Below are 15,157 nucleotides of genomic sequence, written 5' to 3'. Positions count from 1 at the left end.
GTCCTGCGCCGTCAAGCCAAAGAAGCCGACGGACACTTGCGCATGCCGGCTTAACGCCTGATGCGCGATGCCCACGCCCTTCGGTTTGCCCGTCGAACCGGACGTGTAGATCACGTAGGCCAGTTGCTGCGGCAGCGGCGCGTGGCCGGGATCGTGCTCCAGCGCGGATGGCTGTTCCACCAGTTGCACGGGCAGTCCCGCCGGCAGCGCGAGACGTGGCAGCACGGATGCCTGCGTCAGCAGCAGCGCCATGCCGCTGTCGGCGATCATGTAGGCCAGGCGTTCGGCCGGATAGCCGGGATCGAGGGGCACGTAGGCGGCGCCCGTCTTGAGGATGGCCAGCAAGCCGGCCAGCATGTCGACCGAGCGCTCGACGGCGATGCCGACGCGCACTTCCGGCCCCGCGCCCTGCGCCAGCAGCGCGTGCGCCAGGCGGTTGGCGCGCAGATTCAGCGCGCGGTAAGTGAGCGCCTCGTCCTGGTACAGCAGCGCCAGCGCATCCGGGTGCAGCACGGCCTGCAGCTCGAACTGCGCGTGCACGGGCAAGTCGTTCCACGGTCCGCCCTCATGGCGGCCTTGGCGCAGCACGGCGTCTGCCTGCGCGGCGGACAACAGGCCTCTCCCATCGAGCACGGCATCGGGCCGTTCCAGCATGGCCGCCAGCACGTTGACAAAATAGCTGGCCAGCGCCGCGATGCCGGCCCCATCAAACAGGGCGGTACGGTATTCCAGGCTGGCCGTCACGCCTTCGGCGCCGATGGCGACATCGAGCGACAGATCGAACTTGGCCTCGACCTGCGCCTCCGACAGCAGGCTGACGGACAAGCCATCGAGCACGGGCACGGCGGAAGCGGCCGCGCCTTCGTGGCGCAGGTTGAACAGCACCTGGAACAGGGGATTGCGCGACAGGTCGCGCTCGATGCGCATCGCGTCGAGCAGCAGTTCGAATGGCAGCTCGGCGTGGTTCAGCGCGGCCAGCGCCTCGCCGCGCAAGCGGCGGCACAGGGTGCGCGCCGTCAGGCCGGGCGCCAGGCGCGCGCGGTAGACCTGGGTGTTGACAAAAAAACCGATCAGCTCATGCACTTCGTGGCGGTTGCGGCCCGCGTTCGGCACGCCGATGGCAAAGTCGCGCTGGCCGCTCAAGCCGGCGAGCACCAGCTGCCAGGCAGCCATCAGGATCACGAATGGCGTGCACTGCTGCGCGCGGCAAAACGCCAGCGCCGCGCCGGCCAGCGCCGGCGGCAGCGCAAACGCGTGGCAGCCGGACGCCTGCGCGGGCGCGGGGTCGTCCGCCAGCACGGGCAAATTCAGCGCCGGCACGTCCTGACCCAGGTAGGCCGTCCAGTAGGCCAGCTCCGCATCCAGGTGCGCGCCCTGCAGCATGGCGCGCTGCCAGGCAGCATAGTCGGCATATTGCAGCGGCAGCGCCGGCAGGCCCGGCGTGCCCGCCTGCGCGGCGCGGTAGGCTTGCGCCAGGTCGCGGATCAGCACGGGATTGGACCAGGCGTCCGAAACGATGTGGTGCATGCTCAGTATGAGTACCGCGTGCTCGTGGCCGCAATCGATCAGGGTCGCGCGCAGCAGCGGCGCGGCGCTCAGGTCGAACGGCGTGTCGGCTTCGCGCCGCAGCCGTGCGGCCAGCCATTCGGCGGCAGCGGCATCCGCCGCGGGCGCCGTCTCGCGCCCCAGCGACAGGCTGGCGTGTGCCTCGACGATCTGCAGCGGCAAGCCGTCGCGCTCCTCGAAGCGCGTGCGCAGCACGGCATGGCGCTGCACCAGCGCGCGCAGCGCCGCCTGCAGGGCCGCGCCGTCGCACGGGCCTTCCAGGCGAAACGCGCGGCACAGGTTATACGCGGTCGAGCGCGATTCGTAGCGCTGCAAAAACCACAGGCGCTGCTGCTGGAAGGACAGCGGCGCGGCGCCATCGCCATCGAGGGCGCGCGGCAGTATCGCATCGACGCAATCGGTTTCATCGTCGAGCAGCAGGGCAAGCAATTGGTCTTGGTTGGTGGTCATGGAGGCGTCGGAGTACGATGGGATAAGCCGCCCGGCGTGGACCGGGCGGCGGCCGTCAGGGGCTTACAGCTTTAGGCGCAAGGTCAGCGCCAGCGCGCGCGGTTCGCCGATCACGTTGCCGTTTTGCGGCGTATTGATGCGCTGGTAGTAATGACGGTCGAACAGGTTGCTGACATTGACCGCCAGGGTGGCGCGTTCGCTGACGGCCCAGGCGGCATGCGCATCCACGGTGGCATAGCCGCCCTGCGCCAGCTGGGCGCCGCCCAGCACCGCGATGCTGTTGTAGAAGCGGCTGACGGCCGTCACGCCGCCGCCAAGGCTGAAGCGCTTCCAGTCGCCGGCAAACGCATAGTTGCTGCCAAGGCGCAGCATGTGGCGCGGCGCGATGGCGGAAAAGGCGCTCGAATCGAGTCCGTCCAGGCTTTCCAGTTCCTGCGAGTTGATATAGGTGTAGCCGCCATACACATCCCAGCCTGGCAGCAGGCGCCCGTTGACCTGGGCTTCGAAACCCTGGTTGCGCGTCTTGCCGCGGGCGATGTAGTAGTCGACGCCGTCCGGCACCAGCACGGACTGGGCGCGGCCGTTTTCGCTGACGCGGAACAGCGCCAGCGAGCCGCTCAGCGCGCGGTCGGCGCTCTCGCCCTTGATGCCCAGTTCATACTGCTTGCCTTTCAGTGGATTGAGCGGCGTGCCATCGCGCCCGGCGAAGGCCTGCGGCTGGAATACGTCGACATAGCTGGCATACAGCGAGTAGTCGCGGCTCAGGTCATAGATCAGGCCCAGTTGCGGCGAGATCTTGCCCGTCGCCTCGTTGCGGCTTTCCACCGAGCTGTCCGGCGTGTAGTCCTGCGTGCGGCCCTTCCACCACGATGCGCGCGCGCCCAGCACCAGGGTCAGCGGATCGGTGAGGCTGAAACGCGCATTCGTGTAGACGCCATACTGTTCCGAACGCAGGTTCTGCCCTTCCCCCAGCGACAGGAAGTCCGGGCGGGGGAAGTCATGGCGCGGCCGGAAGATATCCACTTTCTCGTCGAATTCGCCCCGGTAATACGGCGAGGCAAAGCGCATCTTGCTGTAGTTGGCGCCCACCAGCAGCTGGTGGCGGCGGCCGAACAGCGAAAACGGCCCGCCGGCGTTCACGTCGAGGCCGGACTGGCGCTGGCGGTCCTTGCCGCCGCCCACGTACAGCTGCACCAGGTTGTCCGCCGGATCGATCGGATTCCAGGGATAGGCCTGGATGCGATCGAGGCCGCTTTCCAGCCAGTTGGCGGACAGGTGCCCGCTCCAGCCATTGGCCATCTTGTGTTCGAGTTCAGCAAAGGCGTTGGTGGTGCGGTACTGATCCAGGTTGAAATTGGCGCCGATATTCGTCCTGCGCGGGATCCTGGGCAGCGACAGCACGGGCTTGCCGCTTGACAGGTCGAGCATGGCGGGATAATTCCACGGCTGTTCAGCGGCGCGCACGTATTGCGTGCTGGCGCCCACGGTCAGACGCGTGGCCGGGCTGAAGGCATAGTCGGCCACGCCGTACAGCGTGTGGCTGCGCTCATGCGCGTCATCGTAGAAAAAGTCCTTGTCCTGCACCACGCCGACGACGCGGCCGCGCAAGGTGCCTTCCGCGTTCAGCGCGGAACCGACGTCGAATTCGGCGCGGCGCTTGTTCCAGGAACCCAGGCTCAGCTCCGCCGTGGCGCGCAGTTCGCTGGTCGGGCGCTTGCGCACCAGGTTGATGCTGCCGCCCGTGCCGCTGGTGCCGGCATACAGCGCGGCCGGCCCCTTGAGCACTTCGACGCGCTCGAACAGGGCCAGGTCGGACGAGGCGCTGACGCGAAAATCGTAGGTAGTGGGTACGCCGTCAAGCTGCACCGAATTGATTTCATAGCCGCGCGAGTAAAAGATGGCCCGGTTGGCATCCTTGTTTTCCACCGTCACGCCTGGCGTGCGGCGCAGCGCGTCGGACAGATTGACCAGGTTCTGCTGCTCGATCTGGTCGCGCGTGACCACGCTGACCGATTGCGCAATTTCGCGCATCGCCAGCGGCAGCTTGGAGCCGATGCGCAAGCGCGGATTGCCGCTTTGCTCGTCGGCGCTGCCGCTCACCACCACTTCCTTCAAGGTCACCTCATCCTGTTGCCCCCACGCGGCGCCAGCGGCCGAGAGGGCCGAGAATGCGGACAACAGCGCCATGCGCCGGGCGCCTCTTTTTTTAACTACGGACATCAACATCTCCTCGAAACATGCATGAAAAATAGGATTTCACCAGGCGTGCGCGCTTTCCCTGCGACTGAAGGCATCGGCGGCGGGCCGGCCCCACTGGCGGCGCTGCTCCAGCATGGCGTCGGCGATCTCCTGCGAGCGGATCGCCAGCACGGACAGCAAGGTGTCGCTCAAGCCGTGCGTGTCTTCGCAGCAGCCTTGCAGGAAGATGCCCGCAGCGCAGTCCTGCGGCCCGCGCAGCCGGTAGTCGCGCGCCACGTCGCCGACGTCGAACCACTGCGCCAGTGGCGCCAGCAGGCGCCGGTGGGTCTGTCGCTGGTAGCCGGTGGCCAGCACCACGGCGTCGTAGCGGCAAGTGCCGGAGGGGCCGCCGTCGACCTGGCGCAATTCCGCCAGCAAGCTGCCATCGTCGCCGCTGCGCAGGCTGGCCACTTCATGCTCGAACAGCACGCGGTGGCGTTCGCTGCCGCGCACCTTCTGCTGGTACAGCAAGTCGTAGATGCGTTCGATGAGGCCCGTGTCGACCACCGCGTAGTTGGTATTGCTCAGCTCATCGATCAGGCTGCGCCGCGCGTCGGAACCGCGCTGGTAGACATAGTCCGTATATTCGGGATTGAATATCTGGTTGACGAAGGCGCTGTCGTCGGCCGGGCGCAGCACCGCGTTGCGCGCGATCAGGTCGACCTGCATGCCGGGGCCGCGCGCCTGCAGGTCGAGAAAGATCTCGGCCGCGCTTTGCCCCGCGCCGACCACGGCCACGCGGCGCGGCTGGGGCAAGGCGGCCAGCCCCGCCAGATAGCGCGAGGAGTGAAACACGCGCGCGTCGTCGCGCCAGGCGGCGAACAGCGGCGGGATGTGCGGCGCGCCGCCCACGCTGAGGACCACGTTGCGCGCATGGCGCAGGCGCTCGGCGCCGCCATGCAGGCGCGAACGCACGCACAGGTGATCGAGCACGCCGTCATGCAGCACCGGCTCGACCGCCACCACTTCTTCGCCATAATGGCAATCGGCCGCGAATCGCCCGGCCGCCCAGCGCAGGTAGTCGTTGAATTCGTGGCGGCTGGGATAGAAGGTCTTCAGGTTGATGAAATCCTGCAGGCGGCCGTGCTGCTGCAGGTAATTGATGAAGGTATAGGGGCTGGCCGGATTGCGCAGGGTGACCAGGTCCTTCAGGAACGAGATCTGCATGCGGCTGTCGTCGAGCAGCATGTCGCCATGCCAGACGAAGTCGGGCTTCTGCTCGATGAAGCAGGCGTCGAGCGCGCCATCGGAGGGGGCCGCCTCGCGCAAGGCGATGGCCAATGCCAGGTTGGACGGGCCGAAGCCGATGCCGATCAGGTCATGCACGAGGTAATTGGCTTGCATGGTCACTCGCTTCGCGTGGCAAGGTGGTTGAAATAGCTCAGTTCATGCTCCGCCACGCCAGGCGGCACCAGGCGCCGCTCACCGAAGAAGCGCTCGCGCAGCAGCGTCACCAGCATGGCCCGCTTGTGCGGAAAATCGAACTCCTTGATCTTGGCAAAGCCGTTGCGGTCCAGGTTATTGATCTGCTGGTGATGGTCGGCGCGCGGTTCGCCGACGATGCGCTGCGTGCGCACGTCGTCGAGGAAGATGTAGTGCATCAGCGACGGCAGCCAGGCCGTCACCCAGGGGCGGCCGCGCACGTCTTCCTCGCCGATCAGCACATGCCAGCCACGGTCGAAATCGGCCGCCTCGCAATACGGGCCGATGCGGTTTTCCTTGGCCCAGTACACCTCGAAATAGCCGAACGGCCTGCCGTCGGCGCAGCCGATCAGCGGCAGCATGTGCGGATCCGCCTGCAATTGCTCCAGGTAGGCACGGTGCCTGGCCAGGTCGCCTTCCTCCTGCCAGAAGTGGGCCACGCGCGGATCGTTCATCCAGCGGTTAAAAGTGGCCAGGTCGCCGTCGATATCGACGGTGCGCAGCGACAGTACCTGGTTCAGCCAGGGAATGTGGCGCGCATACACCTGGCCGGACGGCTTGGGCGCGCGCAGCGGGTGGCGCTGGCCGTGGCTCATGACGTATTGCAAGGGGTAGGCGCCGCTGCCTGGCCGTGTCAGCCAGACGCCCGACTCTTGCCAGAAGCGCTGGGCAGGCAGCTGCAGCAGGCCCGCGCCCGCGTCCAATGCCGCGCCCTGCAGCAATTGCGCAGCCAGCGCGGGTGGCGCCCCCGCCAGGTGCAGGCCCGCTTCGCCCGGATACAGCGCGAACGCCGTTTCACAGGCAGCCAATGCCGCATCGCGCGCCAGCGCGTCCTCGCCGCCGGACTGCAAGGTCAGCTGCAGCCCTGCCGGGGCACCGGCCATCTGCCAGCGCTGCACGGCCACGCCGTCCAGCGTGACGATCAATTGCGCGCCGTCGACGGCGGTGTACAGGGCCGCCGCCCCGGCACGCTGCGTGACAAATTCCCTCGGGTGATGCTGTACGTTCTCGGCCATGTTGGTATCCTCGTTCTGAATCGCGAATGGGGTGCAGCTGACACGTAATAGATAAGAAGCAGGGGCCGCGTCAGGCCGCGCTCAGGTCCGCCGCGCTATCGCGCACGCCGCGCGCCACGGCCAGCGGCTGCAGCACGCCGCCGTCGCAGCGCAGCACGCGGTCGGCCACGCCGAAATAGCGGTCGTCATGGCTGATGGCGATGATGGTCTTGCCACCACGGCGCAGCTCGGGCAGCAGCTCGCGGTAAAAGAAGTCGCGGAATGGCGGGTCCTGGTCCGCCGCCCATTCGTCGAGCAGCAGGATGGGGCGCTGCTCCACATGCGCCATCAGCAGCGCCAGGCGCTTGCGCTGCCCCTGCGACAGGCGCACGGTGGACAGGCGGCCAGCGTGCAGCGTGACCTTGCGCTCCAGGCGCAAGCGCTGCAAAAAGGCTTGCGCCAGCGCCGGATCGAACGTACCCAGCGGCCCGACCAGTCCCTGGAACAGGTGGAAATTCGAAAAAACGGTGGAAAAATGGCTGCGGTACCAGGCACTGTTGGCGCCGCCGACCGGCGTGCCAAGCAGCTCGACGCGCCCGGCGGACGGCTGGTACAGGCCCGTCAGGATGCGCGCCAGCGTCGACTTTCCGCTGCCATTGCCGCCGACGATGAAGACGATTTCGCCTGACGTCAGTTGCAGGTTGACGGGACCCAGACGGAAGCCGTATTCATCGCTGGCATGCGGATACTGGTATTGCACGTTCTCCAGGACCAGCAGCGGCAGGCCCGGCGCCACCGGCGCGGCGGCAGGCTGCACGTCAAAGCCGGCGCAATGCGCCTCGAGCGCCAGGCTGTCGATCTTTTCCAGCGCCACGCTACCCGACAACAGCATCGGCAAGCCTTCGACCAGGTCGTTCAATGGCATGCGCAGGAACATCAGCACCAGCACAAAGGCCACCACGGCCTGCGCCGGCACGGCGAAATAATCGCCGGCGATGAACATCAGCCCGGCCAGGCCGAGGATCAGCACGGCGCCCCAGTTCAGGCTGAAAATCCAGTAGCGATCGGCGCGCACTTCCAGCTGGCGCGCCCGTTCGGCGGCCGGCGTGAAGTCCTGCTCGAAAAACAGCTGCTTGCGCGTGGCGTTCAGGGCTAGCTCGCAGCGCCCTTCGATGGCGCCTTCGTAGCCGGCAAAGATCGCGTCGTCCGTCTCGCGCACCTGCTTCATCAGCGCGCGCATGCGCAGCATCATGACTTGCGCAAAGAGGGCGCCGCCGCCCACGGCGACGATCGTCAGCAGGAACAGCTGCCACGACAGCCAGGCCAGGTAGGCGAAGCCGCCCAGCACCAGCACGCCGTTGTACAGCACGAAGGGCAAGCGGTTGAAGGCCATGCCGATGGCCGCCACGTCCTTGGTCAGCGCCGCATACAGGGCCGCCGCGCCGATCTGTTCGAGGCGTTCGATGCCCGTATCGAGCACGCGCTTGAGCATCACCAGGCGCATTTCATACACCACCCGGTGGCCGAGCGCCGTCAGCAGGGCCTGGGACGCGAAGCCGCAGACGAACAGCACCAGCAACAAGGCACCAAAGACGAGGGCCCAATGCGCGCCAGGCGCGGCCGGTGCGGCGATGCGCTGGTTGATCGCACTGATCAGGCCGATGCCAGCCAGCGCGCTGCACACGCTGGCCAAGGAAGTAAGCAGCAGCAACACGCGGAAGCGCCGGATCAGGGACAGGAAAACGTTCATGCAAACAGCCTCGAAATCAGAAGGACATCAATGAGAGAAGTAGTGCCGAATCAGTTACAGTTGACGTTAATGAGAATGGGAATACAAATGAGAATGCTTCACATTTACATTTAACTGATAATAGATGAGAATTGTTATTACCGCAACCAAAGCATGTATTTATTTATACGTGCCGTGCCACGAAGAATCGATGACCATGTCCCTGCCCCAGCAAGCCCCAAGTCCGCAGCATTGCCTGATCGGCCCCCTGCCCCAGCTGTTTCATAGCGAGCTGGCCGCCTATGGCGCGGCGCTGGCCGTAGCAGACACCAGCGCCCCCGTCGGCACCGCGCTCGAGGCCTTCCTCGACGGTCCGCAGCTGGCGGCGGCGCTGGCCCTGTTTGCCCTGCGCTTTCCCGGCGCCCATCCCAAGGCGCTGGCGTCGACCTGGTCCAAGCTGTATTTCAACGCCCTGCTCGTGCCCGTGCTGGCGGCATCGGCCGCCTGCGGCTGGTGCTTCCCGCTCGCCCCTGGCCGCGTGCGTTTCCTGGCCGATACCGATGGCGCGCCGCTGCGCTTCGTGCTGGAAGACGCCGGTGCGGCGCATCCCGCGCTCGATAGCGCAGCGCGCCTGCAACCGCTGGTGCGCAACCACCTGACGCTGGTGGTGGACGCGCTGGCCACGCAATACCGCCTGGCGCCGCGCCTGCTGTGGAACAATGCCGCCGTGATCGCCGAGGAAACGCTGCTGCAATGCCAGTTGCTGATGGGGGCGCAGCCGCGCATCGCCGCCGACCTGCACTTCCTGTGCGCCACGGCGCAATGGCCGGACCAGCTGGCCAACCCCCTGCACCAGCCCACGCGCCTGGTGGCGAACGTGCGCCAGCGCCAGCTGTGCTGTTTGCGCTACCGGCTGCGGCTCGATTTCTGCGCCGACTGCCCGCTCGACTGTCGCCAGCGCCAGGCGGCGCAACGCAAGCTCTCCTAAAAAACACTAGGCCGGCGCCCCCTGGCGCAGCGCCGCGCGCGCTTCCGGCGTCATGTCGGCCAGCTGGCGCCGCAGCCCCGCCACCTGCTCCAGGCGGCCGGCCTCGTTCGCGAGCGCCGACAAGGCGCGCGCCAGCGCCGCCGGCGTGGCGTGGTCAAACACCAGGCCAGGGGCGAATTCCAGCTGCAGCGCCTTGCGGATGCGTCCCACCAGCTTGATCACCAGCAGCGAATGTCCGCCCAGCGCAAAGAAGTCATCATCCGCGCCCGGCGTTTCCTGCTCCAGCACCTCGCCCATCAGGTGCGCCAGCAACCATTCCAGGGCCGTCGCGGGTTCGGTGCGCGTCCCCTGTGCCGCCTGGCGGGGACGTGGATCGGGCAGCGCGCGCAGGTCGACCTTGCCATTGCCCAGGCGCGGGAGCTGCGGCAGCAGCACGATGGCCGCCGGCAGCATCACCTCGGGCAGGCAGGCGCGCAGGGCCGCATGCCAGGCCTCTTCCTGCCCTTGCTGGCCCTCGTGCGCCACCACCCAGGCCACCAGGTGGCGCTGGTGATCCTCGCCACGCGGCGCGACCACGGCCTGGCGCACGCCGGGCAGGGACAGCAGAGCCGCTTCGACTTCGCCCGGCTCGACGCGGAAACCGCGCAGCTTGAGCTGATGGTCGGCGCGTCCCGCAAGTTCCAGCCCGCCATCGGGTAAATAACGCGCCAGGTCGCCGGTGCGGTAGAGTTTTTCGCCCGCCAGCAGCGGATCGTCCACGAACAGCGCGCCGGGCCGGTTCAGGTAGCTGCGGCACAGCTGCGCGCCGCCCACATGCAGCTCCCCCAGCGAGCCGGTGGCGGCCAGCGCGCCATGGCTGTCGAGCACCAGCACGCGGCAGTTGCTCAGCACGCGCGTCAGCGGCAGCACGGCCGGCAGCGGCGCGGCGAGGTCCGGCGCGTGCGTCATGACGCCGATGGTAGTCTCGGTGGGACCGTAATGGTTGAAGACCCGACTGGCCGGCGCCAGCGCATGGATGCGCTGCAGCAGCCGGCGCGGCGCGGCCTCGCCGCCCAGCACAATGGTGGCCGGCAGCGCCGCATCGTGCTCGTCGAGCAGCGCGTCCAGGTGCGATGGCACGATCTTCAGGCAATCGATGCGGCCATCGCGGATGAAGCGCGCAAACGCGGCCGGCGACTCCATGTCCTGCGCATCGGCCACCACCAGGCAGGCGCCATGCAGCAGCGCGCCGAACAGCGCCGTATTGCCCAGGTCCGCCGCCAGCGCGGAACTGAGCGCAAAGCGCCGCGCGCCGTCCAGGCCCAGCTGCTCGCTGGCCGCCAGCGCATAATTGAGCAGGTGGCGGTGTTCCACCACCACCCCTTTCGGCGTGCCCGTCGAGCCGGAGGTGTACAGCACGTACGCCGCCTGCGCCGCGTCGGGCGGCTGTTCCGGCGCCGTCGCCGGCCACGCTTGCAACTGCGGCGCGATGGCGGCCAGGGATACGCAGCGCACGCCGCCGCGCCGACCTTCCTCATTGGGTGTCAGCAACAGCACCGGCCTGGCGTCAGCGAGGATCGCCGCGGTGCGCGCGGCAGGCCACTCCGGTTCCAGCGGCAGGTAGGCGCCGCCGGCGCGCAGCACGGCCAGCAGCGCCACCACCAGGTCGCCGCTGCGCGGCAGGGCCAGCGCCACGATGCTGTCGCTGCCCACGCCCTGCGCGCGCAGCCAGTGCGCCAGGCGGTTGACGCGTTCGTCCAGCTGCGCATAGTCGAGCTGCATGCCGCGCGCCTGCAGCGCCGGTGCACCCGGCGTCTGGCGCGCCCAATCGCCTACACGCTCGGGCAAGGTGCGCGCGCCATAGCGCACGGCCGGGCCGTTCAGGGCCAGCAGCGCCGCCCGTTCCTCAGCACCCACCAGCGGCAAGGCGGAAATGGCCTCTGCGGCGCCCTCCTCCAGCGCCGCCAGCAAGGTGGCCAGCTGCTCCAGCAGCCGGCTGGCAGCCGCCGCGCCATAGCACGGCGCATGACGCACGCTCAGACGCCGCGCCGCGCCGGCCGGGTCCAGCTCGACCAGCAGCGCCAGCTCAAAGACGTCCGCGCTGGCCGGCAACGGGCCGCAGGCAAATGTGACGTCCCCCACCTGCGCGCCGGCCGGCAACTCGCCCACGGCAAAGCCCGCGCTGAAATGCGCATCGCCATGGGGCGCCGCCACGGGCGCGAATTCCTGCGCCTGCACGTGCTGCTCCAGCATGGCGGCGCAGCGCGAGAGCCAGTCGCCGAACGGCTCGTCGAGCGACAGGCCGATATCGAGCGGCAGGATCTTTTCAAAGACGCCAACGGCGCCATCCATCACCGCATAGTCACGGCGGCAGTCGTGCTGCCAGCCGGCGCTGAAACTGCCATGCCCCTGGATGCGGGCCAGCAGCGCCCACCACGCAGCCTGCAACAGCGCCACCGGCAGCACACCGAAAGCATCGGCCAGCCGGCCCAGGCTGGCCGCCACCGGCGCGGGCAGCTCGCGCGCTTGCACCGCACGCTGCGCTCCTGCCGCGGCGCCATCGCGATAGGCCAGGCGCACCGGCGCCTGCCGGCCCACATTGGCCCAGTAGGCGCGCCCGGCCTGGCCATCGTCGCCCTGCTCGATGTCGCGCCGCCATTCCACAAATTCGGCGTACTGCAACGGTTCGTCCAGCGCCGCGCCGTCATACAGGCGTAGCAGGTCGCGGTACAGGATTTCCATGCTGCGCCGGTCCGCCGCCAGGGCCGGCAGGCGCAGTACCAGCTGGCAGCCTTGCGGCGTCGCGTGGATCTGCAGCGCCTGGTCCACCGCCTCCGGCGGCGCAATCCACTGGCGCAGGCCGCGGTAGCCGTCGACGGCGCCAAATTGGGCGCGCAACTGCGTGTGGCGCACCGCCAGCGTATCTGCCGCCACGCGCAGGCGCGCCATATCGGGCTGGCCGGCGATATCCAGCGTCAGCTGCAGCATGGCTGCATCGGGCGGCACGGCGCGCTGTTCGGCGCTCAGCGCGATGGCGTCCGGCGCGCTCATGCCGCACCGCCTTGCGCCAGTTGCGCGCGTCCCAGCAATTCGCTCATCGCCACGACGATCTTGCGCGGCCCCTGGAACGGATCGCGCGCGTGCGCCGCCAGCATATTGTCGAGCATGACGACGTCGCCCTGCTGCCACGCGAAGCGCACGGCGCACGCCTCGTACAATTCGCCGACCAGGCGCATGACGTCATCGCCGATCGGCGTGCCGTCGCCGTAATACACGTGGCGCGGCATGCGCTCGATGCCCACCATCGCCAGCAAGTCCTCGCGCACCTCGGGTTCGAGGAAATAGATATGGTGCAGTTGCACCTGGTTGAAGAAACTGCGCTCGCCCGTCATCGGGTGGCGGATCACGGCCGGGCAGATGGTGCGCGTCTGCAGCGTGTCGTTTTCCAGCCAGCGGCATTCGATGCCGGCGGCAGCGCAGCGCGCCTCGACTTCGGCGCGGTCGTCGGTGCGGTAGAAATCGCGCCATGACACGTCGAACTTGTCGGTAAACGTGCGCACGTACATCAGCTGCTTGCGCTCGAACGTCTCGGCCACCTCGGCCGGCAGGCGGCGCAGCATTTCGCGGCAATCGACGATGGGCGTGGCGCCGCCCACGGGCGACGGCAGCTCGCAGAAGAACCACTGCTTGCGCGGCCAGCGGTCAAGGTGGGCGCTCTCGTTGTGGAACAATATCATCTGCTGTTCCGGATACGGCGTCGAACGGTAGGTCTTCTTGCCGCCCTCCTTTTTCGGCAAGTCCGCGTATTCGCCATACAGCTGCGCGTCGATGGCTTCGGCGAAGGACTCGAATTCCTGCGCCGTGCGCAAGCCGAACCCACGGAAGACGATGCCGCCGTGCCGGCGCAAGGTGGCGTCGATGAACTCGCGCTGGCCGCGCGCCCAGGCGACGGGATCGAGGTCGTCGCTGGCCGGCTCGATCAGCTGCGGAAAATCACGGCCGGCCTGCAGCGGCCCCTGGCGGATGGCGGCGCGCGGCGCGGGCCTGGCGCCGGCCAGCGGCATTTTCTTCTTCAGGCCGTCGAGCTTGCCGGCCGCGAATGGCGTTACGGGTGTGCTATCCATGATGTCCTTGTGTGCGGGTACGCTGAAATGGATCAAAGGGGTGGCAGGCGCGGCAAGCGCCCGGTCGAGCAAGCCCAGCCAGGCGTCGGCCAGGCGCGCCACGCTGTCGGGCCGGAACAGCGCGCTGGCATACACCCATTCGGCGGCCAGCGCGCCATCGGCGCGCGGTTCCAGGAAAAGCGCCATGTCGAACTTCGAGGAGCGTTCAAGCGGTGGCAGGATGACCGCGTCGATGCCGGGCATCGCCAGCTGGCCGGCCGGCGTGTTCTGCAGCACGAACAGCAGCTGCACCAGCGGATTCCAGCGCCGGTCGCGCGGCGTGCCTGCCGCCTCGACGATGCGGTCGAACGGCAGGTCCTGGTGTTCGAACGCATCGAGCGTGGTGCGCCTGGCTTGCGCCAGCAGCGCGTTGAAATCGTCGCCGGCCGCGATGCGCGAACGCAGCGGCAGCACATTGACAAAGAAGCCGATCAAGCCTTCCAGGTCGCTGTGGCACCGTCCGGCCACGTCCGTGCCGATGACGATATCGTCGGCCAGGGTCAGGCGGTGCAGCAGCCACTGGAAGCTGGCCAGCAAGACCATGAAGGGCGTCGCCTGCTGCTGCCTGGCCAGCGCCTCTACCCTGGCCACCAGCGCGGCGGGCAGGACGAAGCGCAGCTCGGCGCCGGCGTGACTCGCTACCGGCGCGCGCGGGAAGTCCAGCGGCAATGGCAGCAGCACGGGCGCGCCGGCCAGCGCCTCGCGCCAGAACGCCGCCTGCCTGCGGCCCGCCGGGCCATCGAGCACGGCGCGCTGCCAGGCCGCGTAATCGGCATACTGCAGCGGCAGTGAGGGTAGCCGTGGCGCCTCGCCCAGGCAGTGCGCGGCATAGCCATGGGCCAGCTCGTCGGCCAGGATGCCGACCGACCAGCCGTCGGCCACCATATGATGCATGGCGAACTGCAGCAGGTACTGCTCATCCTCCATGCGCAGCAAGCTGGCGCGCAGCACGGGTCCGTGCACCAGGTCGAAAGGCAGGCGCGCGTCGGCGCGGACGGCTTCGGCGGCCGCCGCCTCGCGGGTGGCCAGCGGCAAGTGGCGCAGGTCGGTGACGGGCAAGTCCAGCTGCAGCTGCGCGGCGATCTCCACCTGCGGATCGCCGTCCTGCTCCGGATAGCGGCTGCGCAGGTTTTCATGGCGCGCCACCAGCCAGTTCAGCGCCGCCTGCAAGGCCGGCACCTGCAGCGGCCCAGTCAGGCGCACCGTGGCGCCCATGTTATAGGTGGCGGACGCCGTCGCGGCCAGGCGTTCGACCAGCCACAAACGCTGCTGCGCCAGCGATAGCGCCATCGGCGCGCCGCTGCGCGGCAAGGGCAGCAGCGCAGGCAGTGCCTCGGCATGCAGCCCCTCCTCGCGGTGCACGCCGATGGCGGCCGCCAGCGCCGCCAGCGTGGGCGCGGCAAACACGGTGCGCAGCGGCAGCTCGCATTGCAGCGTGCCGCGCAGGCGCGACACCAGCCGCGTGGCCAGCAGCGAATGCCCGCCCAGCGCAAAGAAGTTATCCTCGCGCCCCACGCGCTGCACGCCCAGCAAGACGCTCCAGATGGCCGCCAGCGCCTGTTCCAGTTCGCCCTGCGGCGCCGAGTACGCCGCGCTTTCCAGCACCGGCACCGGCAGCGCGCTGCGC

General features: G+C 68.4%; 8 protein-coding genes. 1 reads left to right on the top strand and 7 read right to left on the bottom strand.

Going from position 1 to position 15,157, the window contains the following annotated elements:
* From CSQ93_RS28220 to CSQ93_RS28200, 5 genes are all read right to left on the bottom strand, one after another.
* The coding region (locus tag CSQ93_RS28220; RefSeq protein ID WP_158301405.1) for a condensation domain-containing protein at positions 1-2,016 on the bottom strand (2,016 nt) is incomplete at its 3' end.
* A gap of 63 nt (positions 2,017-2,079) precedes the next feature.
* Entirely contained in the window at positions 2,080-4,236 is a 2,157-nt protein-coding gene (locus CSQ93_RS28215) for a TonB-dependent siderophore receptor (protein ID WP_158301404.1), read from the bottom strand.
* 36 nt (positions 4,237-4,272) lie between these two features.
* Positions 4,273-5,598 (bottom strand): lysine N(6)-hydroxylase/L-ornithine N(5)-oxygenase family protein, encoded by a 1,326-nt coding sequence (locus CSQ93_RS28210; RefSeq protein WP_099380881.1) that lies wholly within the window; start codon positions 5,596-5,598, stop codon positions 4,273-4,275.
* A 2-nt stretch (positions 5,599-5,600) separates the two neighbouring features.
* Positions 5,601-6,692 (bottom strand): GNAT family N-acetyltransferase, encoded by a 1,092-nt coding sequence (locus CSQ93_RS28205; RefSeq protein ID WP_099380880.1) that lies wholly within the window; start codon positions 6,690-6,692, stop codon positions 5,601-5,603.
* 70 nt (positions 6,693-6,762) lie between these two features.
* The gene (locus CSQ93_RS28200) at positions 6,763-8,421 is read right to left on the bottom strand and encodes a cyclic peptide export ABC transporter (RefSeq protein WP_099380879.1); all 1,659 of its coding nucleotides are present in this window, start codon (positions 8,419-8,421) and stop codon (positions 6,763-6,765) included.
* A gap of 190 nt (positions 8,422-8,611) precedes the next feature.
* On the opposite strand from CSQ93_RS28200, the gene fhuF reads away from it, so the two are divergent.
* On the top strand, positions 8,612-9,388 hold the full coding sequence (gene fhuF / locus CSQ93_RS28195; protein ID WP_158301403.1) for a siderophore-iron reductase FhuF: 777 nt from the start codon (positions 8,612-8,614) through the stop codon (positions 9,386-9,388).
* A 6-nt stretch (positions 9,389-9,394) separates the two neighbouring features.
* Here fhuF and CSQ93_RS28190 read toward each other — a convergent pair whose 3' ends face one another.
* Positions 9,395-12,418, bottom strand: a complete 3,024-nt coding sequence (locus CSQ93_RS28190; protein WP_099380877.1) for a non-ribosomal peptide synthetase — start codon at positions 12,416-12,418, stop codon at positions 9,395-9,397.
* Positions 12,415-15,157 (bottom strand): condensation domain-containing protein (locus tag CSQ93_RS28185; RefSeq protein ID WP_199534540.1); only part of this gene is annotated, 2,743 nt, incomplete at its 5' end. The genes CSQ93_RS28190 and CSQ93_RS28185, both read right to left, overlap by 4 nt.

It is taken from the genome of Janthinobacterium sp. BJB426 (assembly GCF_002735705.1).
In the GTDB taxonomy this organism is placed as follows: Bacteria; Pseudomonadota; Gammaproteobacteria; order Burkholderiales; family Burkholderiaceae_D; genus Janthinobacterium.
This window is presented reverse-complemented; position numbering and strand designations above follow the sequence as displayed.